This is a genomic window from Nocardia iowensis (genome assembly GCF_019222765.1).
In the GTDB taxonomy this organism is placed as follows: Bacteria; Actinomycetota; Actinomycetes; order Mycobacteriales; family Mycobacteriaceae; genus Nocardia; species Nocardia iowensis.
Genome location: NZ_CP078145.1, coordinates 7,198,641 through 7,223,251, shown reverse-complemented (window position 1 = coordinate 7,223,251; position 24,611 = coordinate 7,198,641). Strand labels below are relative to the sequence as shown.

Sequence of the window (24,611 nt, the reverse complement as noted above, 5' to 3'; positions counted from 1 at the left end):
TCGATCCTAGCCAGCTTGCCCGCACCCGGCCCGTGGCTGCTGTTCGACCACTGTGCCCGTCGCCCCGCGCCGCCGCGTCCCCCGCGCGGGGGACGCCGAATCCCTCGGTGGCGCGATGTTCGCGCAGGCCATCGCCCGTAGCGTCGAGCATCGACGACGGACAATCAAGGAGATCCCGTGGGCAGAGTCGAGTTGTTGAGCTATGCCGTCCCCGCATTCGCGTTGTTCATGCTCGTGGAGTGGATCGCGTACCGCGGCGATCCCGATCGCCCGGCCAATGTCGGCTCGGGGCGCGACACCGCCGCCAACGTGGCGACGTTCACCCTCGGCCGGCTCACCAAACCGCTGACGCAGTATCTGATCCCGTTCTCGGCGGTGGTGCTGGCCGCCTCGGTCTCCCCGCTGCACCTGTCCGCGAAGTCGTGGTGGGTGTGGGTGCTCGGCTTGGTGGTCACCGATTTCTGCTACTACTGGGCGCATCGCGCGGACCATCGGGTCCGGCTGCTGTGGACCGCGCACAGCGTGCACCACTCGAGCGAGTACTTCAACCTGTCCACCGCGATCCGCTTGCCCTGGGTGCATCCGGTGGCCAATATCCTGCGTGGAATGGCCTGGGTGCCAGCGGCTTTGCTCGGCTTCCCGGTTTGGATGATCTTCCTGTTGCAGAGCATCGGCCTGCTCTACCAATTCCCGATCCACACCCAGCGCGTCGGCACGCTGCCGCGGCCGATCGAATTCCTGTTCAACACCCCGGCGCACCACCGCATCCACCACGGCTCGAATCAGCCGTACCTCGACCGGAACTACGGCGGCATCTTCATCATCTGGGACCGCATGTTCGGCAGCTTCGCCGCCGAATCCGAACCGATCCGCTACGGGCTCACCAAGAACATCGGCACCGACAACCCGCTGAAGCTCAACTATCACGAGCTGGCCGGACTGATCCGCGATGTACGGGGCGCCACCACCTGGCGCGGCCGCCTCGGTTACGTCTTCGGCCCGCCCGGCTGGACCGAGCAGGTGCGGGCTGCGCAGCAGCCCGAGAAGTCGGTCCAACTCACGTGAGCCGATCCGCCTGTCCGGCAGCCGATCTCACACGCGGTCCAGAAAGAAGCGAATGGCGGCGATCTGCGGGGAGCCCGCGGCGAACTCGACGAACGCCACTCCGCGCGTGTCACCGAGCCGGACCGTCGCGGTCACCGTGCGACCGGCGGCGATCAGCTTGCTCCACCGCATATTTCGTGCCCGGTTGGTGAATTCCTCCACCGAAACCGGTGTGCCCGCAGGCAATTCGACAACGGCATAGTGACCGAGCAAGCCGCGGACGCGGACGATGTCCGTGCTGCCCGCCGCGGCGAACAACCGTGCGGTCACCCGCTTGCCCACCCGTCCGACACCGCCGAGCGCCCGCATCAGGCCGAGCGCGCCATCGACACCTTGATGGGTGACCAGCTGTGGTCCGAGCCGCAGCGCGGCGCCGAGTCCGCTGGGTCCGGTACGCAACAGTTGCCCGATCATCGGGCCCAGTTCCCAGTGCGCGGCCAGATGGGTGATCTTCCAGTCGCCGTCGTCCTCGGCGAGTTGATAGCGCAGGTGCATCGGCACCGAGACCATGGCGCCGGTGGACATCGTGGTCTCGATGGTCAGATCGCGCACCACCGTCGGCGGGTGCACGATGTCCCGATCGACCCGGAACGCGATGGCGTTCGGGGCGATGAACGTGTCGTAGAACCGCTCGATGGCGGCGCGGCCGACGTGTGGGCGGGAGCCGACCGGGTCATTGACCTCCGCGTCGGCCGCGAACAGATCGACCCACGCGGACTTGTCATGCGCGGCGACCGCGCGCGGCGACGCCTGGACGGCCGTCAACAACTCCGCGGCCGAGGGTTCCAGCGGCATGACAAGTTCCTCCGATGTCGACGATGACTCGTCCCATGGTAGAACAAGTTGCAATTGAGGTATTGCGTTCCGGCGCAGTCCTACTGGCCGCGGCCGGTCTCGGACCGCATGGCCGCGGCGGTTGGTGCGGACCGTTATCCGACGCCGATACCAGCGGCTTCCCGGCAGAACTGCCAGAGCCGCCAGGCCTCGTCGGCGGTGTAGCGCGTCCGCCGCAGGTAGTGCTCCGGCCGCACCCGCCGGTCGTGCCAGAACCGGCCGGACGGCAGCGTGGCCGAGGTCGCGGCGAGCCAGACCGCCGTGTCCGCGCCCTCGGCGGGACTGCGCAGCAGCGGACCGGTGAGTCGATGGAAGGCGGGCAGCGACGCGGTGACGCCGGGGGTGTCCGCCCAGCCCGGATGCATGCAGTGCACCGAAATGCGCTGGGGTGCATAGTGCTCGGCCAGCAAGGGGGTCAGTGCCACCTGCATCCGCTTGGTGCGGGCGTACGCGGTGGTGCCGGAGTACCGACCGAGCCGGAATTCGGGGTCGTCGACGGCGAGGCGCTGGGTGTACATCCCGCCCGAGGACATGAGGATCACCCGGGACCCGTCGGCCGCGTCGAGCAGCGGCACGAGTCGATCGGTGAGCAGCAGCGGACCGAGTACGTGGGTGGCCAGTGTGGTCTCGTGTCCCTCGGCGGTCTCGATGCGCCGGGGCGGCAACACGCCCGCGTTGTGGATCAGCACATCCAGTCGCGACAGCCGGGCGGTGAGCTCGTTCGCGCAGTCGGCCACGGATCGCGGATCGGACACGTCGCACACGGTCACCGAGACATCGGCCGTCGGGTCGGCGGCCATGATTTCCTCGGCTGCCTGCTCGCCACGGCCGCGGTCGCGGACCGCGAGCACCACCGAGCCGCCGAGTCCGGCCAATTCCGCCGCGATGGCCTTGCCGATGCCGGAATTCGATCCGGTCACCAGCGCCGTGCGGCCGCGCATGGCGTCGGGGTGCGGGTCGTCCGCGGGCCAGCCGCGTCTGCGCAGCCGGAAGCCGAGGCGGCTGTAACCGGGAGCGATCGTCCGGTCGAGCAGGGTGTCGAGGAAAGCGGGGGCACCGGACGCATCGGTCATCGCGTAATTCTCGTCCGCGACCGGACGATCTGGCAATAACGATGCATGAACGTTGCATTGTTCCGGCGCCTCGCTAGAGTCGAAGCATGGGCATCGAGTGTTCGAGCGTCGTCGCGGCACCCCGGTCCGAGGTCTTCGAGTGGCATGCCCGACCAGGCGCGTTCGCGCGGCTCGCGCCGCCGTGGCAGCCGGTGTCGGTGCTCGCCGAGGCCGCTTCGCTGGCCGATGGGCGGGCCGTGCTCGGGTTGCCGGGCGGGTTGCGCTGGGTGGCCAGACACGATCCCGATGGCTACGAACCGCCGCAGCGGTTCGTCGACCGGATCGCCGTCGACGGTGTCGGCTCGCTGCCCGCGGGCCTGCTGCTGCGCTGGCGGCACACGCACGACTTCGAGGTCGTCGACGATACGCACACCAGGGTGGTGGACCGCGTCGAGTCACGGGTGCCCGCCTTCGCCCTGCGCCCGATGTTCGACTATCGGTATCGGCAGCTCGCCGACGACCTGGCCGCCCACGCCGACGCGACGCGAGCAGGCTTCGCGGCCAAGACGATCGCGGTGACCGGCGCATCGGGGCTGGTCGGCTCGGCGTTGTCCGCGTTCCTGACGACCGGCGGCCACACCGTGCTCCGCCTGGTCCGGCATGCACCGCAACCGGGCGAAAGGCAATGGAACCCGGACGATCCCGCACCCGACCTGCTCGACGGCGTAGACGCGGTGGTCCACCTCGCGGGTGCGTCCATCGCGGGCCGATTCACCGACGAACACAAGCAGGCCGTCGTCGACAGCCGCATCGGACCGACCGAGCGGCTCGCCGCACTGGCCGCCCGCGCAGGCGTGCCGAGCTTCGTCAGCGCGTCTGCCATCGGCTACTACGGCTACGACCGCGGCGACGAGCGGTTGTCTGAAGACGCTTCGCGTGGCGACGGTTTCCTGGCTGACGTGGTCGAGGCATGGGAGGCGGCCACCGGCGCCGCCGCCGATGGTGGAGTACGTGTCGTCACGGTGCGGACCGGGATCGTGCAATCGCCGCGCGGCGGCACCCTGCGACTGCTGCGGCCGTTGTTCGCGACCGGTCTCGGTGGCCGGATCGGGGACGGCGAACAGTGGTTGTCCTGGATCGGGATCGACGATCTGGTGGACATCTATTATCGCGCGCTATGGGACAGCACGCTGTCCGGCCCGGTGAATGCCGTTGCCCCACAACCTGTTCGCAACAGCGAATACACCAACATCCTGGCCGGTGTGCTGCGCAGGCCCGCATTGCTCCCGGTGCCCGAGTTCGGCCCGGCGCTGCTGCTCGGCGAGCAGGGCGCCCGCGAACTCGCCGCCGCGAGCCAGCGGGTCGTGCCCGCCGTCCTCGGCAAGGCCGGACATCGGTTCCGCACACCGGATCTCGCGGCGGCGCTACGACATCTGCTCGGCCGCGCCCGACACTGAACCGCCGGGTCAGGCGGGTGCGTCGCGGGTGAGCAGGATCTGGTACACGTCGAGGTAGCCGCACCGGAATCCGGCCTCGGCGTGCGCCAGATACAACCGCCACATCCGCCGGAAGACCGGGTCGAAGCCCAATTCCGCGACGCGGTCGGCGCGGGCGTTGAATCGCTGCTGCCACAGGCGCAGCGTGTGCGCGTAGTGCTCGCCCATCGACAGCTGTTCGCGGACAACGAGTTCGGTACAGCGCGCCGCCACGTCGGTGAGCAGCCGGGTGGAGGGCAGGAACCCGCCGGGGAAGATGTATTTCTGCACCCAGGTGTAGGTGTCGCGGGTGGCGAGCATGCGGTGGTGCGGCATGGTGATCGCTTGGATCACCGCGCGGCCGCCCGGGGCCAGCACCCGGTCGATGGTTTCGAAGAAGGTGTCCAGGTATTCGTAGCCGACGGCCTCGATCATCTCCACCGAGACCACCGCGTCGAATTCGCCTGTCACCCGGCGATAGTCGAGCAGATCGATGGTGACGCGTTCGGACAAGCCTGCCGCGGCGATCCGGTCCATGGCGAGCGCGCGCTGCTCCGTTGACAGCGTCACCGAGCGCACCGAAGCCCCTCGGGCGGCCGCACGCAGCGCCAATTCACCCCAGCCGGTGCCGATTTCGAGCAGCCGGGTGCCCGGCCCGACGCCAGCGCGGTCGAGTATCCGATCGATCTTCGCGCGTTGGGCGGCGGCGAGGTCGGCCCACCGCGGTGGCGGCGCGGTGGCCGGGAACAACGCGCTGGAATAGGTCAGCGTCTCGTCCAGGAACAATTCGAAGAGATTGTTCGACAGGTCGTAATGCCTGGCGATATTGCCTCGACTGTTCGATTCACTGTTGCGTTCGGCGGCGGGATGTTTCGCGACATATAGTCGGCGCAACGCGCGCAGCGGGGCCGGGACGAGGGTGTCGATGTGCTCGGCGAACACGGCTAGGGTCGCGGCCGGATCGGGAGCCGACCAGTCGCCCGCCATATAGGACTCGCCGAAGCCGATCAGTCCGCCGACGCCGAGCCGTGCGGTGAAATCGCCGGGACGGTGCAGGATCAGCCGCGGCGCGTCCAGCGCGCCTCGACCGAGGACCGTTCCGTCCGGGTACTCGACCCGGATCGGGAGCGTGCGCACGGCGTGCCGGAACAACCGGTCCGCCACCGCCGCGGCGATCGCGGCGCGGGTCCCGGTGGGCACCCGTTCGACATCGGGCCAGTAGGTCGAGGGTCGTGCCGTGACCTGCGATTGGATGCTCACCGCGAAGACTCCTCGAAGTGTCGGGCCGGTCGGGGGACGAGTGGCAGGCCGCGCGCCCAGAGATGCACGCCGTGCCTGCGAATGAGCGCCGAGACCACAAGTGGGGCAAGGGGTACCGCCACTGTCGCGCGCAGGATGGTACGGACGGTGGCCGATTGGCAACGGCCGGTCATCGAGGCGGCGAAAATCGGCTGGTCGTCGGTGAGGGTGATGGATACCCGCAGCCGGTCGGTGGGCTCGGGCAGCCGCATCCGGTATTCGCCCCGTACCTCGTTGAACGGGGAGACGTAGAAGCGCTTCGGGGTGGTCGCCACCCCGTGCTCATCGGGACGAACCAGGTAGCAGTGCCGTTCACCGTAGGTGTTGTGCACTTCCGCGATGACGCAGACCAGCGTGCCCGCGCGGTCGCGGCACCAGAACAGGGTGAGTGGATTGAACACATAACCGAACACCCGCGCGTTGGCGAGCATCAGTACGCGACCTCCGCGCAGGTCGATGCCGTGCTCGGCGAGATAGCCGTCGACGTTCTCGCGCAGGGTCCGGTGCGGATCGCCGAGATGGTCGGCGGCGCGGAACCCGGCGAGCGGGCGCAGCCAGCGCGGCAGCCGTGGCATGTCGTCGAGGTCGACCAGCCAGCTATAGCTGCGATAGCCGAACTCGTGGCGCAGCGGGGCGAGGCGCACATGACGGATCCGGGTACGGACGATCTGCGCGGTCGTGGTCGTGCTCGGCCGGTTCACGAGGCACGCACTGCCGTGAGCGCGGTGCTGTGCCAGCCGGCGCCGAGGCGCTGCGCGGCACGCAGCCCGGACAGCGCGCCGTCCTCGTGGAAACCCCAGCCGTGATAGGCGCCCGCGAAGGCCACTCGCGCACAACCGATTTCACCGAGCCTGCGCTGAGCGGCCACTGAACTCGGGGTGTAGCGCGGATGCTGGTAGACCATCCGATCGAGGATCAGGTCGGGATCGACCCGGTCCGCGTCACCGAGCGTGACCAGGAACCGCCGATCACCCGCCAGCCGCTGCAGCCGGGTCAGGTCGTAGCTGACCAGTACACGATCCAGCTTCGCCGTGCACGATGGCAGCCGGTAGTTCCAGGACGCCCGCGCTCGCTGCGCCCTCGGCAGCACCGACGGATCAGTGTGCAATACCGTGTGATTCACCGAATATGGCATGGCGGAAAGGATTTCGACCTCCGCTTCGGTCGGTTCGGCGAGCATGCCCAGCGCCTGATCCGGATGGGTGGCGATCACCGCCGCGTCGAACATCCTGACCTCGTCCGCGTCGTCGCGTACCGCGACGCCGTCGGGAACGCGATGCACGGCCCGCACCGGAGTGCCGACGAGCACGGTGTTCAGTCGGTCGGCGACGGCGCGGACGTAAGTGGCCGAGCCGCCCGTGACAGTGCGCCAAGTGGGCGAGTCGAACACGGTCAACATGCCGTGATGGTCGAGGAAGGTGAACAGATACCGGGCCGGGTACTGCAACGCGGTGGCCGGGTCGCACGACCACACGGCCGCGACGAGCGGGGTGAGGAAGTGCGTGACGAAGTAGTCGGAGAAGCCGTTGTCGAGGACGAATTCCGCTAGCGTGCGGCCGGTTTCGGCCGCATCGGACAATTCGGCGCGGGCCACCCGATGGAATCGCGGCACCTCGGCGAGCAGGCGCAGATAGCGTCCTCGGGTCAGCGAGCGTGGCGTGGCGAACAAGCCGCCGGGGCCGCGGGCGCCCGCGTATTCCAGGCCGCAGCCGTCGCAGCGCACCGACATGCTCATGTCCGATTCCTGGGTCTGGATACCCAGTTCGCCGAACAACCGCAGCAGCGTCGGATAAGTCCGATCATTGTGCACGATGAATCCGGTATCGACGCCGACGGTCGCACCATTTTGGGCGGCGACCCGATGGGTGTCGGCGTGGCCGCCGAGCCGATGATCGGCTTCGTAAAGGGTCACCTCGGCGGACTTCGACAGCACCCAGGCCGCGGTCAATCCGGCCACGCCACTGCCGATCACGGCGACCTGTCGGACGCCGTCCACGCTCGGCCCGGTGTGCTGGTCCATGTGTGCCTCCTCGTTGCCCGTCGCGCCCGTGGCCGATGGTGGCCGACCGGGGTTGCCACCGCGCTCGGGCGAGCGGGGTCGGCACAGCTGTCGCCGGGAAACCGCGCCGACGGCCAGTGCCTCGATTATGCATCGTTTCTTCGATCCGGCAATATCTGCTGCGCTCCGCAGGCGTCCACCGGCCTACCTGCCTGGTCAGCGGTGGGGCGTCGGTGATCCGCAGGCGACCATCGGAACGCCCGCTCGAGCGGGGGTCAGCTCAGGAGATCGACGGCGTCGATGAGACTTGCCACACGTCCGGCCGCGTCGGGCAGGATCACCGAATCCCAGCCGGGGCCGCCGACGAAGACCCGCGACCCCGCCTCGAGGCAGGCGCGCACCGCCGAGGTCAACGCGGTCGATTCCTGCTGCGACCACAGCATTACCGAGGCCGGGCGGTCGTGCCTGGCCAGGCTGTCGGTCAACGCGCCGGTCGGAACGTCCGCGCCGAGCATGTGTGCGTCGACGTCGCACTCGGCCAGCGCCGCTCGGAGCACTTCCAGCGGCAGCGCGTGCGTCTCGCCGCTGGTGCAGGCCAGTACGACCGGCGTGGCCGCGGGTGCGTCGGGCGGCGGATTGGTGCGATGCAGCACCGAAGTGATGCACCACGACAGCAGGTGCTCGACGTCGATGCAGCCCTCGCCCGCACCCTGGCGCGCCACGATGTCGGCGAATGCGGGGCGACACAACCGATCCCAGGTTTGCACCACGCCGTAGGCGCGGAAATGCGCCTCCAGATAGTCGGTCACCGCGCGCGTCTCCAGCGCGAAAGCCGCGGCGAGCAACGGGAACCGGTCGCCGAGCAGCGGAATCGGTCCGCGCACCGCGGCCGCCGCACCCGCCGGGCTCGCGCCCTCCTTGATAAGTGTCAGCATGCGCCCGAGCAGGGCGATATCGGTCTCGGTGTAGAGGCGGTGCTTGCCGGGTCGATGCTGTGGCGGGCCGATGTTGTAGCGCCGGTTCCAGCTCCGCAGGGTCGCCGTCGGGATGCCGAGGCGCTCGGCCACCGCGCGCACCGTGTATCCGGCCGCGTCGGGAGCGGGAGCGGAACCGGCGGGCATCGCCCTATTCTGCCTGTTCCGGTTCGCCCGATTCCCTGTGCCCGGGCGCTTGGCCGTCGCGCGGGGTATCCGGTGTCCTGGCCATGATCAGCTCCGCACGGTGGTGGCAGCGGTCGCGGCGCACACCAGGCCCCAGCCTGCCGCGACCGCGATCGCCTTGCCGCGCTGGGGTCGGCCGCGCAACGCGATCCCGAGGACCGTGGCATCGGACGCGTCGGCGAGCACCCGGGCGGCGATCGCCAGCCGCAGTGCCTTCGGCGTCGGCGCCACCAGCATGGCCAGCCCGGACGCGACGTCACGCAGGGCGGTCATCCTGGCAACGGCGCGCAGAGCCGGGTCATCGTCGGACCAGCCGCACGGTCCGAGCATGACGGCCGGTCGCACCGCGACCGCCGCGCCGTAGCCGGCCGTCAGTGCGCCCGCGAGCCGGGGTAGCCAGGGAAAGTTCACCGGGTCCTCCTGAGAATCTGTACGCTTGAATCAATTGTGCATCGTTACTGGCTAGTATGGGGGAAGTCGTCGATTTCCGAGGAGTTCGCGTGACAGCACGAACCAAGCGGTATCTCGTTAGCCTGCTCGTTGCCCCGGCGTTATCGGCGGGCCCCGTCCTGGCCGTCGGTAGCGCCGAGGCGGCACCCGTCGCCGGACCGGCGCCGGTGTCGCCGCTCGACCTGAACCGGCACTTCGGTACCTGGAACCAGCTGGCGGCGGTGCCGCAGTACTTCGACCTCGTCTGTGCTCGCGATACCCAGGCAAATCACGCGCTCGACGCGCAGGGCAATAGCGAGGTGCGCAGATGACCGTCACCATCGCCCTATTCACCCGTGATCTGCGGGTGCACGACAACCCGGTGCTGACCGCGGCGCATCGTGAAGGTGCTTCGGTGGTACCGCTTTTCGTCATCGATGACGCCATCGCGGCCGGTCGTTTCGCGTCGCCGAATCGGGCGCGCTTCCTCGCCGCCGCGCTGGCGGAGCTCGATGCCGAATTGCGGGCCATCGGGGGTCGGCTGGTGGTGCGGCGTGGCGATGTCGGCACGGAAGTGGACCGGATCGCGGCGCAGGTGCATGCCGAGAGCGTGCACATCGCCGCCGACGTGAGTGGATACAGCCGCAGGCGCGAACAGGCGCTGCGGGAGCGGCTTGCGCGGCGCGATTGTCTGCTGCACACCCATGCCGCGTCGATCACCGCCGCCGATCCGGAAGTGCTCGTCCCGTCCACCGGCCGGGACCATTTCGCCATCTTCACCCCCTATTTCCGGCGGTGGTCGGAGGCGCATCAGCGCAAGCCGTTGGGGAAGCCACGCGGGCTCACGGTGCCGGAGGTGGCGAGCGAGCCGCTGCCGGAAGCCGAGCAACTCCGCGCGGGCCCGACCTCGCCGCAGCTTGCCGTGGGTGGCGAGACGACAGGGCGAAAGATGCTGCGGGACTGGCTTTCCGGGCCGATCGAGGCCTACGAAGACCGCAACGACTACCTCGCCGCCGACGCCACCTCCCGGCTGTCGCCGTATCTGCACTTCGGTTGTGTGTCCCCAGCCGAGCTGGTGCATCGGGTCGATATGTCGACCGCGGGCGGTCACGCCTTCGCCAGACAGCTGGCGTGGCGCGACTTCCACCACCAGTTGCTCGCAGCCCGGCCGGACGCCGCGTGGTCGGACTACCGGCCCCGGTCGATCGGCTGGCGCGACGATCCGCAGGCCGTCGCGGCCTGGCGGGACGGTCGCACCGGATATCCGGTCATCGACGCGGCTATGCGGCAATTGCTCGCCGAGGGCTGGATGCCGGGGCGGGCCAGGCTGATCACCGCCAGCTTCCTGGCCAAATCGCTGCGGGTGGACTGGCGCGTCGGCGCGGACCACTTCCTGCGCTGGCTGGTCGACGGGGATCTGGCGAACAATCAACTCAACTGGCAGTGGGTGGCCGGCACCGGCACCGATACCAGGCCGAATCGGGTGCTCAACCCGCTGCGCCAGGCCAAGCGGTACGACCCGGACGGCGAATACGTGCGCCGCTGGGTCCCCGAGCTGGCGCACCTTTCCGGCGCTGCCGTGCACATGCCGTGGCGCGCGAATATCGATCCCGCCGTGTATCCCGCGCCGATCATCGAATGTGTCGGGATGTAGCGCACCGATTTCGCCGCGAATGGCGGCGCGCCCTTCCCAATCCACGGTGCCGGGTCTTGAATCGATACATCGGGGCTTTGCCTTTGCTCGCGGAAAGGAGCCGGTGATGTTGGGTACCGTCGACATCGTGATCACCCTCGGCAGAGTGTGGGACACCGTGCAGAAGGCGCTCACCCTGCTGGTCCTCGGCGGCTGACGCCGCCACGACCGGGTGCCAGACTGTTGCGATGGCAACAGTCGTGGCTTTTCACGCGCACCCGGACGACGAAACCCTGCTGACCGGAGGAACACTCGCCGCGGCGGCCGCGGCGGGGCACCGGACCGTGATCGTCGTGGCCACCGACGGGCACATGGCCGCACTCGACGGGCGAAAAGCCGTGCGGCTGACCGAATTGGCAGCGAGTGCGGCCGCGCTGGGGGTGGCCCGGGTGGCGCACCTCGGTTATGCCGACAGCGGCCATGGCGCCGTGCTGTTCGCCGACCCGCCGGACCGCGTGCGCTTCCTGCGGGCCGATCTGGACGAGGCCGCCGAGCGGCTTGCGGCGATCCTGCGGGAAGAGAACGCGGAGATGCTGCTGAGCTACGACCGCAACGGCGGCTATGGGCATCGCGATCATGTGCGCGTCCACGAGGTCGGCACCCGAGCCGCCGAGTTGGCCGGTGTCGCGCGCGTGCTCGATGCCACGATGCCGCGTGATAGCGCTGCTCGCCTAGGGCGTTTGCTCGGTCTCTTCCGGGTCCGAACCGGCCTGTTCGACTTCGAATCCGCCTACAGCGCACGCTCCGAGATCACCCACCGGATCGACGTGAGCAGATTCGCGGCCCAGCGCAAAGCGGCTGTGGCGGCGCACCGTTCGGTCATCGAGGGGGCGGGCAGCTACGCGGCGATCGCCAAGGTTCTGTTGAGGTTGCCGACACCAGTCCTCGGCCGGGTCATGCACTGGGAGTGGTTCGTCGAGGAAGGCACCGCGCCGGTGGACCGGCCACTCGATGACATCTTCCGGCCCGCGCGTCGCCGGGGCTGAGTCGACCGGGGGCGTCCGCGCCGCGCCGTTGCGAGGCGGACACCCGGGCCGGTTGGTTCAGCCGCCGATCCGCGTCGATTCGGCGTAAAGACCTAGTACCCATTCGATGGCCGGATCACCCCACGAATTTTTTGCCACCCTCGGCTTTCCTCGGCGAGGTCGGCTAACCCGGCAACCACGACCGTCCGGGTCGAGTCCATTGGCGATCCTTGATCATTCGGCGGGCCGCCCGTTGATTCCGCCCGATCAGGCGCTCGAGGTAGAGGTGTCCCGCGAGATGGTCGGTCTCGTGCTGGAGGCAGCGTGCGAGGTATCCGGTGGCTTCGACCATGACCGGCTGCCCGGCCACGTCCACTCCGGTGACCTTCGACCAGTGCGCGCGTCCGGTGGGATACCACTCTCCCGGCACCGAAAGGCAGCCCTCCAGGTCGTCGTCCGGGTCGGGCATGGTTTCCGGAATGCCGGAGGTCTCCAGGACCGGGTTGACGACGCAGCCGCGATGGCGGCCCGAGGCATCCACGAGGTCGTAGACGAAGACCGCCCTGCCGTCGCCTACTTGATTCGCGGCCAGGCCCGCCCCGTTGGCGGCCGTATTGGTCTCGAACAGATCCTCGACGAACGACGCGAGTTCGTCGTCGAAGATGGCGACCGGGGTTGCCGGAGTGGTCAACCTCGGGTCGCCCGCAATGAGTATCGGTCGAACGGTCATGCAAAATAGAGTACTCAAATACGAGTAGTCGTGACAGACTGGAACCGTGAACGAGACTCGGTTGTTCGTGCTGGCCGCGCTGGCCAAGAGGGGGCCGATGCATGGCCATCAGCTGCGCCGCGACGCGCGAGTGGATCGTGCGGAACTGTGGTCTCGCGTCAAACCGGGCTCGCTGTACGGCGCCTTGCATCGGATGGCGGACGAGAACCTGATCCGCCCGCTGCGCACCGAGCAGCAGGGCGCACTGCCCGCGCGTACCGTCTACGAGATCACCGACGAAGGACTCAGGGAACTCCGCGCGCTACGCGACGAGGCCTTCACCGACGTCGAAATCCGCCCGGACGTAGTCGATCTCGCCTTGGCCGTCAGCGCGGACCTCGACCGGGTCCTGCTGCGCGGCTACCTCGAAGACCGCATAGCCGCGCTCCGCGCCCGAAGTTCGCAGATCGAGCACCAACTCGACCGCCGCTGGCCGGACCAGAGCACGGTAGACGACCTGATCGTCGACCATGCCCGAATGCGAATCCAATCCGAAATCGACTGGCACGAAAAAGTTCTCGCCAACATCGACAAACTGGACTCGGCTTCGTGATCAACGGGACATGGCTGTGGCATTTCGCGAGAAGCGCCACCGCCATGTCCCGTTGATCACTGTGGTCAGGCGTGGCGGCGGATTCGGAGGATGTTGTCCTTGTGGGTGCCGGGCTTTCCCTCCGGGCTCGTGCGTTCGCGCTCGACTACCTCGTCGACCTCGACGGTCCATTCGGCGGGGTCGAGGTTCAGGCCGGTGCGTACTTCGGCGGTGGTGGGGAGGTGGACGGTGGGTGGGTTTTCGGCCCAGGTGGGCCACCCGGCGTGGCCGACGATGAGGAGTAGGCCGCCCGGGGCTACCGCGTCGGCTGCTCGGCGGAGGATCTTCTCGCGTTCGTCGGTGTGGGCGACGGGGGAGTGCAGGTACTGGGCGCTGACGAGGTCGTACTGTCCGGTGGGGAAGGAGTTGGCGAGATCATGTTGCTGCCAGTCGATGTCGGTGACGCCTCGGTCGGCGGCGTGGGCTCGGGCGCGGTCCAGCGCGGTCGCCGAGACGTCGACCGCGGTGACCCGCCAGCCACGCTGGGCCAGCCAGACCGCGTCGGCGCCTTCCGCGCAGCCGAGGTCGAGCGCGGAGCCCGCGGGGACCGACTCGATTTCGCGGACCAGAAAGACATTGGGGGAGCCGGACCAGACGCGTTCGCGCTCCTGGTAGAAGGCCTCCCAGTACTCCACCGTATTGCCGCCGTCGTGGCTGTGTGTCTCGGTCATGGACACCACGATCCACGGGCAAGGCCGAAAACGGCAAACTTCTTTGCCAGTTCGGCAACAACTATTCCGGAGTCTCGGGACCGGAACCTTTCTCCGGCGAAGGACCGGCCGCGCGCTTGACGGCGCGATCCTCGACGAGCATGGCGGCGCGGTGACCGGCACCCCAGCCGACGTTCGCCTCGGTGCGCATCCGCTCGACCATGTGCGGGTAGTGCAGCTCGAACGCCGGACGCTCGGACCGGATGCGCGGCAGCTCGTAGAAGTTGTGCCGCGGCGGCGGGCAGGTCGTCGCCCATTCCAGCGAGTTGCCATAACCCCACGGATCGTCCACGGTGACCACTTCACCGTAGCGATAACTCTTGAAGACGTTCCAGATGAACGGCAGCATCGAGGCGCCGAGGATGAACGCGCCGATGGTGGAGATGGTGTTCAGCACGGTGAAGCCATCCATCGGCAGGTAGTCGGCGTAGCGCCGCGGCATGCCCTCGGCGCCCACCCAGTGCTGGACAAGAAAAGTGACGTGGAACCCCACGAACGTGGTCCAGAAATGCCACTTCGCAAGGCGTTCGTCCATCATCCGACCGGTCATCTTGGGGAACCAGAAATAGATCCCCGCGAAGGTGGCGAACACGATGGTCCCGAACAGGACGTAATGGAAGTGCGCGACAACGAAATACGAGTCGGTGACGTGAAAGTCCAGCGGCGGGCTGGCCAGGATGACACCCGATAGCCCACCGAACAAGAAGGTGGTCAGGAAGCCGAGCGAGAACAGCATCGGCGATTCGAATGTCAACTGCCCGCGCCACATGGTGAAGATCCAGTTGAAGAACTTCACCCCGGTCGGCACCGCGATCAGGAAGGTCATCAGCGAAAAGAAGGGCAGCAGAACGGCTCCCGTCGCATACATGTGGTGCGCCCAGACGGCCACCGACAGTGCGCCGATCGCGATCGTCGCATACACCAGCGCCGTGTAGCCGAACAGCGGCTTGCGGCTGAACACCGGGAATATCTCGGTGACGATGCCGAAGAACGGCAGCGCCACGATGTACACCTCGGGGTGCCCGAAGAACCAGAACAGGTGCTGCCACAGCAGCACGCCGCCGTTCGCCGGGTCGTAGATGTGACCGCCGAGATGCCGGTCGATCGCCAGCGCGAACAACGCTGCGGTGAGGATCGGGAAGGCAAGCAGCACAAGGATACTGGTGATCAAGATGTTCCAGGTGAAGATCGGCATCCGGAACATGATCATGCCGGGCGCGCGCAGGCAGATGATCGTGGTGATCATGTTGACGCCGCCGAGAATGGTGCCGAGGCCGGACAGGATCAGCCCCATGATCCACAGATCCCCGCCGACCCCCGGCGCGTGCTGGAAGTTGCTCAGCGGCGTGTACCCGGTCCAGCCGAAATCGGCGGGCCCGCCGGGTGTGAGAAAGCCCGAGGTCGCGATGGTGGCGCCGAACAGGAACAGCCAGTAGCTGAACGCGTTGAGCCGTGGAAACGCGACGTCCGGCGCTCCGATTTGCAAGGGCAGCACCGCGTTTGCGAAGCCGAACACGATCGGAGTGGCGTAGAACAGCAGCATGATCGTGCCGTGCATGGTGAACAGCTGGTTGAACTGTTCCGGTGAGAGGAACTGCATTCCCGGCCGCGCCAGCTCGCCGCGCATCAGCAGCGCCATCAGGCCGCCGATGAAGAAGAACGACATCGCCGTGACCAGATACATGACTCCGAGCACCTTCGGATCGGTGGTCGTGAGCATCTTCCAGATGTAGGAACCCTTCGGCCCCATCCGTCGTGGATACGGGCGAACCGCCTGAAGTTCTCCGGTCTGCGTCACACTCACTGCCGCTGCCACCTCCCGAACCGAGGTTCACCTACGGCCGGCACGACCGGCCTGCATCAACCAAACCATGTGACCGCTGTCTCACGCCACCCATTGATCGACTTTGCCGAAGATTTGCCTCAGGTCGACGAATTGGGCTCTCTGGCAGGCCTTCTGCTGGTAAACGAAACAATTTCAGATATGCCGCATCGATAGGACCTCGGCATGAGAGACATCTGCCACCCTGGACCGATGCGCTACGAATCCCCGATGCGTAGCGTGAGGCACTCCAGACCACAGGCGGGGGCCGAGATGAAGAGTTGGATCCGATGGGCGGCATTGCACGGCGGCCCTGGCGTGTACCTCAGAATGCGGGCCCGGCGCGGCGATCCGCTCGCCGAGATGCTGGCGGGTCGCGCCGAACAGAACCCGTATCCGCTCGGCGACCGAATCCGTGACCGAGGCCGATTGGTCCGCACCGAGTTCACTTGGGTATCCGCCGACCATGAAGTGTGCCGGAGCATCTTGCGCGACAAGAACTTCGGGGTGACACCGCCGGACGCGATCAATCTGCCCGGCCCGGTGCGCCGGGTGGTCCGCGCCACCGACCTGAAGCTGGCGAACCCGGTCGAACCGCCGTCCATGCTGGTGGTCGATCCGCCGGAGCACACGAGATACCGCAAGCTCGTGGCGCAGGAATTCACTCCGCGTGCCATCGGTCGGCTTCGCGACCGAATCGCCGAGGTGACCGACGAACTACTCGTCGAACTGGCTTCTCGCCCCGCCGCCGACCTGATCGAGGACTTCGCCCGGCAGCTACCGGTAGCGATAATCTGCGAAATCCTCGGTGTGCCAAGGGAAAAGCAGGCGGAGATGCTCGAGCTCGGGCACGCGGGCGCGCCGCTGCTCGACTTCGGCATCTCGTGGCGCACCTTCCGTTCCGCCGTCGCCGCCTTGCGGGACAGTCAGGAATATCTCGACGGACACCTCGACCGGCTGCGGGCCGATCCCGGCGACAACATCCTCAGCGAACTGGCCGTCAGCGGCAGCTTGACCAAGCCCGAACTCATCGCGACCGCGACGCTGGTCGCCGGTGCCGGTTTCGAAACCACCGTCAACCTTCTCGGCAACGGCATGGTCGCGCTGCACGAGCACCAGGACCAGCTCGACCTGCTGCGGGCCGAACCGGACCGATGGCCCGCCGCGATCGAGGAGATCCTGCGATTCGACAGCCCGGTGCAGATGACGTCCCGAACCGCGTTGCGCGACATGGAAATAGCGGGTCAGTCGATCCCACGCGGCGAGATGGTCTCGCTACTGCTCGGCGCGGCCAATCGCGACCCCGCCGTCTTCGCCGACCCCGGCAAGTTCGACGTCACCAGGGTCAACGCGCGCGAGCACCTGTCGTTCAGCGGCGGTGTGCACGCGTGCCTCGGCGCCAGCCTGGCCAGGATGGAGGGCAGCGTCGCCTTGGCGGCGTTGTACGAGCGCTTCCCCGACCTGCGGCTCACCGGCACCCCGGTGCGCCGCGGGCTCGTCAATCTTCGTGGCTATCAACGAATACCGGCCGTCCTCGGACTGCCCGCGGCGAGCCGGACCGCCTGACTCGTCCTCAGCTGTCCAGCGGGTCGCGGATGACGATGCCCTCGACGGCGCGTAGCCGATCGCTCATGGTGGACAGCAGGTCGATGGAGTCGTGCGAGAGGCCGACGGCGGTGTGCAGCAGCCTGCGCAGCAGCGGGCTGGCGATCGAGCGGGCCACGGTCGCGTCGTAGTCGGTCGGTGCGGTGTCGAAAGGTCGGACGAGCTGGTCGAGATCCACGGCGAAGTACTCACAATCGGTCATCTGGCCCCCTGGGACCCTTGTGGGCGCGCTGGGCCACGCGCCTCAGCGATGTGGAGGTGGCGAGGTCGACGACTACCTGCTGCTGCGACGCACACCGCAACCACTTCGTCGCTGTGCCGACCCGGAACGTTTCGTACCCATCCGCCATGACGGCGTGGAACGATGGGTTCGGCCGAAAGAATACCGATCTGTGAGGTGCCCGACATGGGGAAACTCGATGACAAGGTAGCGGTGATCACCGGCGGGGCTCGTGGCCAGGGGCGCGCCCACGCGCTGGCGTTGGCGACGGCGGGCGCGGACATCGTGGTGTGCGATATCGCGGAGCCCATCGCAGGCGTGCCATATCCGCTGAGTTCGGAGTCCGACCTGGCCGAAACCGCCAAACTGGTCGAGGAGACCGGCCGCCGCTGTGTCCCGCTCAAGGCCGATGTGCGAAGTCAAATGGAGATGAACGCGGTCGCCCAGCGGGCGATCGATGACTTCGGTCACATCGACATCCTGATCGCCAATGCGGGCATCGCCTCCAACTCGCCGATCGCCGAAATGGGCGACGAGCTGTGGCAGACCATGATCGACATCAACCTCAGCGGCGTCTTCCACAGCTTCCGTGCGGTGGTGCCACACATGATCGAACGCCGCTGGGGTCGCATCGTCGCCACCTCCTCGATCGTGGCCCGGATGGGCGTGCGCAACGCCGGGCACTACGCGGCCGCGAAGTGGGGCGTGATCGGACTGGTCAAGTCGCTGTCGCTGGAAGTGGTCGACTACGGCATCACCGTCAACGCGGTGCTGCCCGGCGGCGTGGACACCGACATGATCCAGAACCCGGCGATGTATCGGATGATGCTGCCGGACAAGGAGAATCCCACCCGGGAGGACGTGATGGAGATGTTCGCGTCCGGCCCGCCGAATTCCGACCTGATCGCCCCCGCCGAGGTCGCCGACCTGGTGTTGCTGCTGGTGTCCGAGCAGGGGCGGCATTTCAACGGTGAGGCATTGCCGATTTCCGGCGGGATCAGCGGCAATACCATCTGAACTCCCGTCATCGGCGGACGAAATGTGACCTGCATCCCACTCGCGCCTGCGCCGGAACTTTCCGGACGCCGGAGCCGACCGGTCAGCGAGACCTGTTTCAGGTGCAAGGACTTTCGTTCTCGAGGATGGTGGACGTCAACGTGCCGGTGAAACGCTCGACAGTCCATCTCGTCTGGCTTGTCGCGGCGGCGGTTCTGCTCGCGCTCGTCGTCGGTGCCGTGGTCGAGGCGGGCGATGCGCCCTATCGGGCCGCCGGTATCGCCTATCCGGGGTTCGCCGACGTACTCGGTTACGTACTGCTGCGTGTCGTTGCCGCCCTAGCAGGTGCGACCGCGCTCGGTGCCCTGGTCTACGCGGTGTGCTGTACCGCCGTCACCGGCCGCGGCCGCCTCGACGTCGACGGGTACGCCGGGCTGCGGCTCGCCGAGCGGGCCGGTGTGGTGTGGGTGCTGTCGGCGCTGGCGCTCATCGTGGTGACCGCCGCGAACGTGGGTGGGCTGACGGTCTCCGGGCTCTTCCGGCTCGGTGCGCTCGGACCGCTGATCGACGCCAGCGAGAAACCGAAGGCGTGGATCGTGGTCGCGGTACTGGCCACGGTGGTGACCCTCGGCGCCCGAATAATGTTGTCCTGGAACGGCGCGATGGTGCTGATGTTGGTGGCCGCGATCGCCGTGCTGCCGCCCGCCCTGGTCGGCAATGCGGGCGAGGGACCCAACCACGATTACGGCACCGGCGCGATGATCATCTTCCAGCTGGCGGTGTCGGTGCTGCCCGGTGTGCTGTGGTGCGTCGCGGAGCACCTGCGCCGCAACGGATCACACCCGCGCACCGCGGTCCGTCGCGGCGCGACGATCGCGCTGCTTTGTCTGGCCGCGGCCACCCTGAGTGGGCTGGTGCTCTGGGTGATCCTGCTGCCCTGGAAGGACGTGCTGACCACCGGCTACGGGCGGTTGGCGCTGGTGGTCGTCGCTGTCGGCGCCGACCTCGGGCTCACCATGCGCGCCGTACTGGCACACCGTGCCCCTGGCACTCGGACGGCCTTCCTGATCGCCTGTAGCGGAGCGCTTTCCGCAGTGGCACTCGGCGCGACGGTGGCCATGGCGGTCCAACCGGCCCCGGCTTTCGCCGATCGATCGTTCACCGCGCAGGAGGTGTTCCTCGGGTTCGATCTGTTCGATCGACCGAACATGCTGCGGCTGATGACGTTGTGGCGCTTCGACATCGTGCTCGGTACCGCCGCGCTGGCCGGGATCGTGCTGTACGCGCTCGGCGTGCTGCGGTTGTGGCGGCGCGGGGACGACTGGTCGCGGTGGCGCACCGCGTCGTGGGTCGGCGGCTGCGTGGCCCTGCTGATCGCGACCTCCTCTGGCATCGGCACCTACGGGTTCGCGATGTTCAGCATGCACATGATCACGCACATGGCTTTGAACATGTTCGTGCCGGTGCTGCTGGTGCTCGGCGCGCCGGTGACACTGCTGTTGCGCGCCGTTCCGGCGGCCAAGCGCGGCCAGGTGCACGGTGTGCGCGAATGGGTCCTCGCGATCCTGCATTCCCGCCCGACCGCGGTGGTCGCGCATCCCGCGACCGCGCTGTCATTGTTCGTGATCTCGCTCTACGGGCTGTATTTCACGCCGTTGTTCGAGAGCCTGATCCGATATCACTGGGGGCACGTGCTGATGAACGTGCACTTCCTGATCGTCGGCTACCTGTACTACTGGGGCATCATCGGCATCGACCCGGGCCCGCGGCGACTGCCGCACCTGGGCAGACTCGGTATGTTGTTCGCTGTCATGCCTTTTCACGCCTTCTTCGGCGTCGCGGTGATGTCGATGAACACCGTCATCGGGTCACGCTTTTACACCAACCTGCAGCTGCCGTGGAACATCGACCTGCTCGCCGATCAACGGGTCGGCGGCGGGATCGCCTGGGTCTCGGGCGAAATCCCGATCCTGCTCGTGGTCGGTGCGCTACTGACCCAGTGGGTGGCGCAGGACCGGCGCACCGCCGTCCGCACCGACCGCAAGGACGACGAGTACACCGACTCCGACCTGGCCGCCTACAACGCCATGCTGGAGCAACTGGCCCAGTCGCGGCGCTGAACCCCGCCGCCTTCGGGTGGGTCAGCGGTTGAAGCGGACCCGGCGCAGGCGCAGGCTGTTGGAGACCACGAAGAAGGACGAGAAGGCCATGGCGGCCCCGGCGATCAGCGGGTTCAGGAAGCCGAGGGCGGCAACGGGAATGGCGATCACGTTGTAGCCGAACGCCCACACCAGGTTGCCCTTGATGGTGCGCAGCGTGGCGTGTGCCAGCTCGATGGCGTCGGCGACCGCGCCGAGATCCTCGCGCACCAGGATGACGTCGGCGGCGGCGATCGCGACGTCGGTGCCCGCGCCGATCGCCATGCCGAGATCGGCGGTGGCCAGCGCCGCACCGTCGTTGATGCCGTCGCCGACCATCACGACGCGGCGGCCCTGCTCCTGCATGCGAGCGATCAGCTCGACCTTGCCCTCCGGAAGCAGTTCGGCGACAACCTCATCGATGCCGATCTCGTCGGCCACCGACTGCGCGGCGTAGGGGTTGTCACCGGTGAACATCATGACCCGCAGCCCGAGCCGGTGCAGCCGGGTGATCGCGGCGGCGGCGGTCTCCTTCACGGTGTCGGCCACCGCGACGACTGCGACAACCGCACCGTCCACGGCGACGAGCACGACGGTGCGCCCGGCTCGTTCCTGCTGCCGCGCAGCGCGATTCATTTCTTGCGGGATAACGACACCCTGATCGTCGAACAGCCGGGCACGCCCCACCAGCACACGCTGACCGTCCACCACGCCCCGAGCACCCAATCCCGGTAGTGCTTCGAAGGATTCGGCCTCCGGCAGTGCGCCGACCGTTTCGCGGGCGTGCCGGGTGATCGCCGCGGCGACCGCGTGCTCGGACGCGGCCTCCACCGCACCGGCCAGCCGCAGCACCGCCGCCGCGCTGAACGGCTCCTGCTCGGTCACCGCGACCACACTCATCGCGCCATTGGTGACGGTCCCGGTCTTGTCCAGCACCACGGTGTCCACGTCCCGGGTGGCTTCCAGCGCCTGGTGGCCCTTGATGAAAATGCCCAGCTGCGCACCACGTCCCGACGCGACCATCAGTGCGGTCGGAATGGCCAGGCCCAGCGCGCACGGGCAGGCCACGACCAGCACCGCCAGCGCGGCCGCCGCCGCCAGGTCGGCGCCCGCGCCGGTGAGCAACCAGGTCACGAACGTCACGGCGGTGATCAGGAACACGAACGGCACGAACACCGACGACACCCGGTCGGCGATCCGCTGCATGCGCGCCTTGCCGGTCTGCGCCTGCTCGACCAGCCGGATCATCCCGGACAGCTTCGTATCCGCCCCCACCGCGGCGGCTTCCACGATCAGCCGCCCGGTGAGCGCCGTGGTACCGCCGATCACCGCCATGCCGGTCGTCACGTCGACCGGGACGGATTCACCGGTCATCGCGCTGGCGTCGACACTGGATTCGCCCGCTACCACAAGGCCATCGGTGGCGATGGTCTCGCCCGGCCGCACCACGAAGCGCTGCCCTTCGACGAGTTCGCCGATGGGGACCCGCATTTCGCGGTCGTCGCGGGTCAGCACGGTGACCTCGCGGGCGCCCAGCGCGGCCAGCGCGCGCAACGCGCTGCCCGCCGAACGCTTGGCCTTCGCCTCGAAATACCGTCCGGCCAACACGAATGCGGTGACGCCGGCGGCCACCTCGAGATAGATCGCGTCGCTGGCCCAGATCGCCGCCCAGACGCCGTCCGGCGCGGGCCCGGATCGGTTGGGGTGCAAGAACATCGTGTCCAGCGACCACAGCGTCGCGGTGAGCACGCCCACCGAGACCAAGGTGTCCATGCTCGCCGCGCCGGCCCGCGCATTGGCGAAGGCCTTGCGGTGGAACGGCGCCGCCGACCAGACCACGACGGGCAGCGCGAGCACGGTGAGGATCAGCTGCCAGCCGGTGATCCGGGTGGCCGGGATGGTGGCGAACATCACCGAGAGGTCGGCCAGCGGGAAGAACGCCATCAACGCGACGACCAGCCTGCGCAGCAGATCTCTGACCTCAGCGTCTTCGGGTGCTGAGCCGATCGTCTCGGTGCGGTCGATGATCGGCGAGGCGCCGAAGCCGGTGGCGTCGACCTCGGCGCACAGCTGCTCGGCGGTGATGTCGCCGACCGCGTCGATGGTGGCGATGCCGGTGGCGTAGTTGACCGAGGCGGTGACGCCCTCGATCTTGTTGAGTTTGCGTTCCACCCTGGTCGAGCAGGCCGCGCAGCTCATCCCCGTGACTGCCAGGGAAATACGGGTTGCCTCAATGCTCGGATCGGTTCGAGTGATCGGGTCGAGCTCGATGGTCATGAAATTCCGTTCGTCACGCGGCGGGATCTTGGGTCGAGCGAAGGTGACCGGTGCGCCTGCCGAGCCGAGCACCCGGCGGCAGCACCAGATCGGTGGGGACACGGTCGCTGGTCGGCGGCGAGGTCTCCGGACGGCGGGTCCGGTGCACGACCACGACCAGCACCAGGGCGACGACCAGCACGCTGTGCGACAGCACCCGCGACATCGGCACCACACCGGAGTACAGGTCGGACACCACGAACGCGGTCAACGCGGCGACCAGCACCCCCAGCACCGGCAGCACACCCGCCGCGGCATACGGCCGCAGCGCGCAATAGATGAACCCGACGCCGATGGCGAGGCTCCACGCGGTGCTCTCGTTGAGCAGGTGGCGGGTCATCTCGGCGGCGTGGTGATGGCTCATGCCGAAGTCGAGCCCGGCAAGCTGGGCCAGGGCCAGTGCGCACTGCAGCACGCCGAGCACACCCAGCACGATGCGGGTCCAGGCGGTGCGTGAGCTGGGCAGGGCGGTGCGCAACCGGGCCCGCCGCGACGGCTGCGGTCGCTCCAGGTCGGCGGCGGCGAAGATCGCCTCGGTCAGGTCCGGTGCGTACGACGAAGCGCCGCGCAACCGCTTCGAGGTCTCCACGGCGGCGACGTACCAGGAGCAGCATTCGGCGCACTGCTCCAGGTGCTCGTCCACCCGCGCCGCGGGAACGGTTTCGCGCTCGCCGTCGATCCGGGCCGACAGCGCCGTCCGGCACACTTTGCACTCCACGTCCAGATTGTCGTCCATCCGGACACCGAAGTTCCCAGGGGTCGGTTTTGGTGGCAACGTTCACTCGACCCGCCGTGGTGACGCGGATTACCTCCGCCAGGCCGGTCCGAGCGTGGCCGGGGCGGCGGTTATTGTCGACACCATGCCGACGCCCGCCGAGGATGACGAGACGACCCGCCTGGCACTGGCGGCGGCGCGCGGCGACCGGCGGGCACTGGAAGGTTTCATCCGTGCCACCCAGAAGGATGTGTGGCGGTTGCTCGCCCATCTGACCGAGGTCGGCCGGGCCGATGACCTGACCCAGGAGACCTACCTGCGCGCGCTCGGCAGCATCAAACGCTTCGAGGGCCGCGCCAGCGCGCGCACCTGGCTGCTGTCCATCGCGCGCCGCGTCGTGGTCGATCAGGTGCGGATGGCGGTGGCCAGACCGAAGATCGCCTACGGCGTCGATTGGGCCGCGGCGGCCGATCGGCAGGTGCCGCGGCGGGACGGGCTGACCGAGATCGTCGAGCTCAACCTGCTGCTGGACGACCTCGCGCCGGAGCGCCGGGAGGCGCTGGTGCTCACCCAGGTGCTCGGCCTGTCCTATGCCGAGGCGGCGGCGGTGTGCGGCTGCCCGGTCGGCACGGTGCGCTCGCGGGTGGCGCGGGCGCGCGAGGATCTCGTCGCCGCCACCCGATTCGGTGGTCGGCGCACCGCACACGGGTGACCGCGG

23 protein-coding genes are annotated in these 24,611 nt (G+C 68.1%); 10 read left to right on the top strand and 13 right to left on the bottom strand.

All coding sequences use genetic code 11. The features are described 5' to 3' along the window. The first annotated feature begins 177 nt into the window (after nucleotides 1-177). Nucleotides 178-1,065, top strand: coding sequence for a sterol desaturase family protein (locus tag KV110_RS33210; protein ID WP_246634140.1), 888 nt, complete (start codon nucleotides 178-180; stop codon nucleotides 1,063-1,065). Nucleotides 1,066-1,092: 27 nt separating this feature from the next. Here KV110_RS33210 and KV110_RS33205 read toward each other — a convergent pair whose 3' ends face one another. Next, on the bottom strand, nucleotides 1,093-1,899 hold the full coding sequence (locus KV110_RS33205; RefSeq protein ID WP_218471108.1) for a nuclear transport factor 2 family protein: 807 nt from the start codon (nucleotides 1,897-1,899) through the stop codon (nucleotides 1,093-1,095). A 134-nt stretch (nucleotides 1,900-2,033) separates the two neighbouring features. After that, nucleotides 2,034-3,011 (bottom strand): SDR family NAD(P)-dependent oxidoreductase, encoded by a 978-nt coding sequence (locus tag KV110_RS33200; RefSeq protein WP_218471107.1) that lies wholly within the window; start codon nucleotides 3,009-3,011, stop codon nucleotides 2,034-2,036. 86 nt (nucleotides 3,012-3,097) lie between these two features. On the opposite strand from KV110_RS33200, the gene KV110_RS33195 reads away from it, so the two are divergent. Next, nucleotides 3,098-4,447: a TIGR01777 family oxidoreductase gene (locus KV110_RS33195; protein WP_218471106.1), complete on the top strand. Its 1,350-nt coding sequence runs from the start codon at nucleotides 3,098-3,100 to the stop codon at nucleotides 4,445-4,447. Between the two features lie 9 nt (nucleotides 4,448-4,456). Here KV110_RS33195 and KV110_RS33190 read toward each other — a convergent pair whose 3' ends face one another. The 5 genes from KV110_RS33190 to KV110_RS33170 form a co-directional block, all read right to left on the bottom strand. Continuing rightward, complete coding sequence (locus tag KV110_RS33190; RefSeq protein WP_218471105.1) at nucleotides 4,457-5,725, bottom strand: SAM-dependent methyltransferase; 1,269 nt, start codon at nucleotides 5,723-5,725, stop codon at nucleotides 4,457-4,459. Continuing rightward, nucleotides 5,722-6,465 carry a DUF1365 domain-containing protein gene (locus KV110_RS33185; protein ID WP_246634139.1) on the bottom strand — a complete coding sequence of 248 codons (744 nt, stop codon included), beginning with the start codon at nucleotides 6,463-6,465 and terminating at the stop codon, nucleotides 5,722-5,724. Before KV110_RS33185 ends, KV110_RS33190 begins: the two co-directional genes overlap by 4 nt. Further along, nucleotides 6,462-7,784: an NAD(P)/FAD-dependent oxidoreductase gene (locus KV110_RS33180; protein WP_218471104.1), complete on the bottom strand. Its 1,323-nt coding sequence runs from the start codon at nucleotides 7,782-7,784 to the stop codon at nucleotides 6,462-6,464. Before KV110_RS33180 ends, KV110_RS33185 begins: the two co-directional genes overlap by 4 nt. 254 nt (nucleotides 7,785-8,038) lie before the next feature. Continuing rightward, nucleotides 8,039-8,884 carry a MerR family transcriptional regulator gene (locus KV110_RS33175; RefSeq protein WP_218471103.1) on the bottom strand — a complete coding sequence of 282 codons (846 nt, stop codon included), beginning with the start codon at nucleotides 8,882-8,884 and terminating at the stop codon, nucleotides 8,039-8,041. An 87-nt stretch (nucleotides 8,885-8,971) separates the two neighbouring features. Beyond that, nucleotides 8,972-9,334, bottom strand: a complete 363-nt coding sequence (locus tag KV110_RS33170) for a hypothetical protein (RefSeq protein ID WP_218471102.1) — start codon at nucleotides 9,332-9,334, stop codon at nucleotides 8,972-8,974. A gap of 89 nt (nucleotides 9,335-9,423) precedes the next feature. Between KV110_RS33170 and KV110_RS33165 the strand changes: the two genes are divergently transcribed. From KV110_RS33165 to KV110_RS33155, 3 genes are all read left to right on the top strand, one after another. After that, the gene (locus KV110_RS33165) at nucleotides 9,424-9,684 is read left to right on the top strand and encodes a lipocalin/fatty acid-binding family protein (RefSeq protein ID WP_218471101.1); all 261 of its coding nucleotides are present in this window, start codon (nucleotides 9,424-9,426) and stop codon (nucleotides 9,682-9,684) included. Then, nucleotides 9,681-11,006, top strand: a complete 1,326-nt coding sequence (locus KV110_RS33160; RefSeq protein WP_218471100.1) for a cryptochrome/photolyase family protein — start codon at nucleotides 9,681-9,683, stop codon at nucleotides 11,004-11,006. The genes KV110_RS33165 and KV110_RS33160 overlap by 4 nt, the downstream gene beginning before the upstream one ends. A 227-nt stretch (nucleotides 11,007-11,233) precedes the next feature. Then, on the top strand, nucleotides 11,234-12,031 hold the full coding sequence (locus KV110_RS33155; RefSeq protein WP_218471099.1) for a PIG-L family deacetylase: 798 nt from the start codon (nucleotides 11,234-11,236) through the stop codon (nucleotides 12,029-12,031). Between the two features lie 163 nt (nucleotides 12,032-12,194). Here KV110_RS33155 and KV110_RS33150 read toward each other — a convergent pair whose 3' ends face one another. Beyond that, nucleotides 12,195-12,740 (bottom strand): peptide deformylase, encoded by a 546-nt coding sequence (locus tag KV110_RS33150; RefSeq protein ID WP_218471098.1) that lies wholly within the window; start codon nucleotides 12,738-12,740, stop codon nucleotides 12,195-12,197. 46 nt (nucleotides 12,741-12,786) lie between these two features. On the opposite strand from KV110_RS33150, the gene KV110_RS33145 reads away from it, so the two are divergent. After that, complete coding sequence (locus tag KV110_RS33145; protein WP_218471097.1) at nucleotides 12,787-13,332, top strand: PadR family transcriptional regulator; 546 nt, start codon at nucleotides 12,787-12,789, stop codon at nucleotides 13,330-13,332. 65 nt (nucleotides 13,333-13,397) lie between these two features. On the opposite strand, the gene KV110_RS33140 is transcribed toward KV110_RS33145, so the two are convergent. Together KV110_RS33140 and ctaD are read right to left on the bottom strand one after the other, a co-directional pair. Further along, nucleotides 13,398-14,042 (bottom strand): class I SAM-dependent methyltransferase, encoded by a 645-nt coding sequence (locus KV110_RS33140; protein ID WP_218471096.1) that lies wholly within the window; start codon nucleotides 14,040-14,042, stop codon nucleotides 13,398-13,400. A gap of 61 nt (nucleotides 14,043-14,103) precedes the next feature. Beyond that, nucleotides 14,104-15,831, bottom strand: a complete 1,728-nt coding sequence (ctaD, locus tag KV110_RS33135) for an aa3-type cytochrome oxidase subunit I (RefSeq protein WP_246634815.1) — start codon at nucleotides 15,829-15,831, stop codon at nucleotides 14,104-14,106. A 345-nt stretch (nucleotides 15,832-16,176) separates the two neighbouring features. Here ctaD and KV110_RS33130 point away from each other — a divergent pair, with 345 nt between their 5' ends. Then, nucleotides 16,177-17,469 (top strand): cytochrome P450, encoded by a 1,293-nt coding sequence (locus KV110_RS33130; RefSeq protein ID WP_218471094.1) that lies wholly within the window; start codon nucleotides 16,177-16,179, stop codon nucleotides 17,467-17,469. A 7-nt stretch (nucleotides 17,470-17,476) separates the two neighbouring features. Here the strand turns inward: KV110_RS33130 and KV110_RS33125 are convergent, their stop codons facing one another. After that, nucleotides 17,477-17,710: a hypothetical protein gene (locus KV110_RS33125; RefSeq protein ID WP_218471093.1), complete on the bottom strand. Its 234-nt coding sequence runs from the start codon at nucleotides 17,708-17,710 to the stop codon at nucleotides 17,477-17,479. Nucleotides 17,711-17,914: 204 nt separating this feature from the next. Here KV110_RS33125 and KV110_RS33120 point away from each other — a divergent pair, with 204 nt between their 5' ends. Continuing rightward, nucleotides 17,915-18,745: a mycofactocin-coupled SDR family oxidoreductase gene (locus KV110_RS33120; RefSeq protein ID WP_218471092.1), complete on the top strand. Its 831-nt coding sequence runs from the start codon at nucleotides 17,915-17,917 to the stop codon at nucleotides 18,743-18,745. Nucleotides 18,746-18,870: 125 nt separating this feature from the next. Beyond that, the gene (locus KV110_RS33115) at nucleotides 18,871-20,844 is read left to right on the top strand and encodes a cytochrome c oxidase assembly protein (protein WP_218471091.1); all 1,974 of its coding nucleotides are present in this window, start codon (nucleotides 18,871-18,873) and stop codon (nucleotides 20,842-20,844) included. A gap of 21 nt (nucleotides 20,845-20,865) precedes the next feature. Here the strand turns inward: KV110_RS33115 and KV110_RS33110 are convergent, their stop codons facing one another. Further along, nucleotides 20,866-23,139: a heavy metal translocating P-type ATPase gene (locus tag KV110_RS33110; protein ID WP_218471090.1), complete on the bottom strand. Its 2,274-nt coding sequence runs from the start codon at nucleotides 23,137-23,139 to the stop codon at nucleotides 20,866-20,868. Nucleotides 23,140-23,152: 13 nt separating this feature from the next. After that, entirely contained in the window at nucleotides 23,153-23,914 is a 762-nt protein-coding gene (locus KV110_RS33105) for a zf-HC2 domain-containing protein (RefSeq protein WP_246634138.1), read from the bottom strand. A gap of 124 nt (nucleotides 23,915-24,038) precedes the next feature. Here KV110_RS33105 and sigC point away from each other — a divergent pair, with 124 nt between their 5' ends. Beyond that, nucleotides 24,039-24,605 carry an RNA polymerase sigma factor SigC gene (sigC, locus tag KV110_RS33100; RefSeq protein ID WP_218471089.1) on the top strand — a complete coding sequence of 189 codons (567 nt, stop codon included), beginning with the start codon at nucleotides 24,039-24,041 and terminating at the stop codon, nucleotides 24,603-24,605. Nucleotides 24,606-24,611 lie beyond the last annotated feature (6 nt).

What these genes read in the sequence shown, in the direction of transcription:
- KV110_RS33205 (WP_218471108.1), bottom strand. Translation starts at nt 1,899, where the DNA reads ATGCCGCTGGAACCCTCGGCCGCGGAGTTGTTGACGGCCGTCCAGGCG.
- KV110_RS33200 (WP_218471107.1), bottom strand. Translation starts at nt 3,011, where the DNA reads ATGACCGATGCGTCCGGTGCCCCCGCTTTCCTCGACACCCTGCTCGAC.
- KV110_RS33195 (WP_218471106.1), top strand. Translation starts at nt 3,098, where the DNA reads ATGGGCATCGAGTGTTCGAGCGTCGTCGCGGCACCCCGGTCCGAGGTC.
- KV110_RS33180 (WP_218471104.1), bottom strand. Translation starts at nt 7,784, where the DNA reads ATGGACCAGCACACCGGGCCGAGCGTGGACGGCGTCCGACAGGTCGCC.
- KV110_RS33175 (WP_218471103.1), bottom strand. Translation starts at nt 8,884, where the DNA reads ATGCCCGCCGGTTCCGCTCCCGCTCCCGACGCGGCCGGATACACGGTG.
- KV110_RS33160 (WP_218471100.1), top strand. Translation starts at nt 9,681, where the DNA reads ATGACCGTCACCATCGCCCTATTCACCCGTGATCTGCGGGTGCACGAC.
- KV110_RS33155 (WP_218471099.1), top strand. Translation starts at nt 11,234, where the DNA reads ATGGCAACAGTCGTGGCTTTTCACGCGCACCCGGACGACGAAACCCTG.
- KV110_RS33150 (WP_218471098.1), bottom strand. Translation starts at nt 12,740, where the DNA reads ATGACCGTTCGACCGATACTCATTGCGGGCGACCCGAGGTTGACCACT.
- KV110_RS33140 (WP_218471096.1), bottom strand. Translation starts at nt 14,042, where the DNA reads ATGACCGAGACACACAGCCACGACGGCGGCAATACGGTGGAGTACTGG.
- ctaD (WP_246634815.1), bottom strand. Translation starts at nt 15,831, where the DNA reads ATGGGGCCGAAGGGTTCCTACATCTGGAAGATGCTCACGACCACCGAT.
- KV110_RS33130 (WP_218471094.1), top strand. Translation starts at nt 16,177, where the DNA reads ATGAAGAGTTGGATCCGATGGGCGGCATTGCACGGCGGCCCTGGCGTG.
- KV110_RS33125 (WP_218471093.1), bottom strand. Translation starts at nt 17,710, where the DNA reads ATGACCGATTGTGAGTACTTCGCCGTGGATCTCGACCAGCTCGTCCGA.
- KV110_RS33120 (WP_218471092.1), top strand. Translation starts at nt 17,915, where the DNA reads ATGGGGAAACTCGATGACAAGGTAGCGGTGATCACCGGCGGGGCTCGT.
- KV110_RS33115 (WP_218471091.1), top strand. Translation starts at nt 18,871, where the DNA reads ATGGTGGACGTCAACGTGCCGGTGAAACGCTCGACAGTCCATCTCGTC.
- KV110_RS33110 (WP_218471090.1), bottom strand. Translation starts at nt 23,139, where the DNA reads ATGACCATCGAGCTCGACCCGATCACTCGAACCGATCCGAGCATTGAG.
- KV110_RS33105 (WP_246634138.1), bottom strand. Translation starts at nt 23,914, where the DNA reads ATGGACGACAATCTGGACGTGGAGTGCAAAGTGTGCCGGACGGCGCTG.
- sigC (WP_218471089.1), top strand. Translation starts at nt 24,039, where the DNA reads ATGCCGACGCCCGCCGAGGATGACGAGACGACCCGCCTGGCACTGGCG.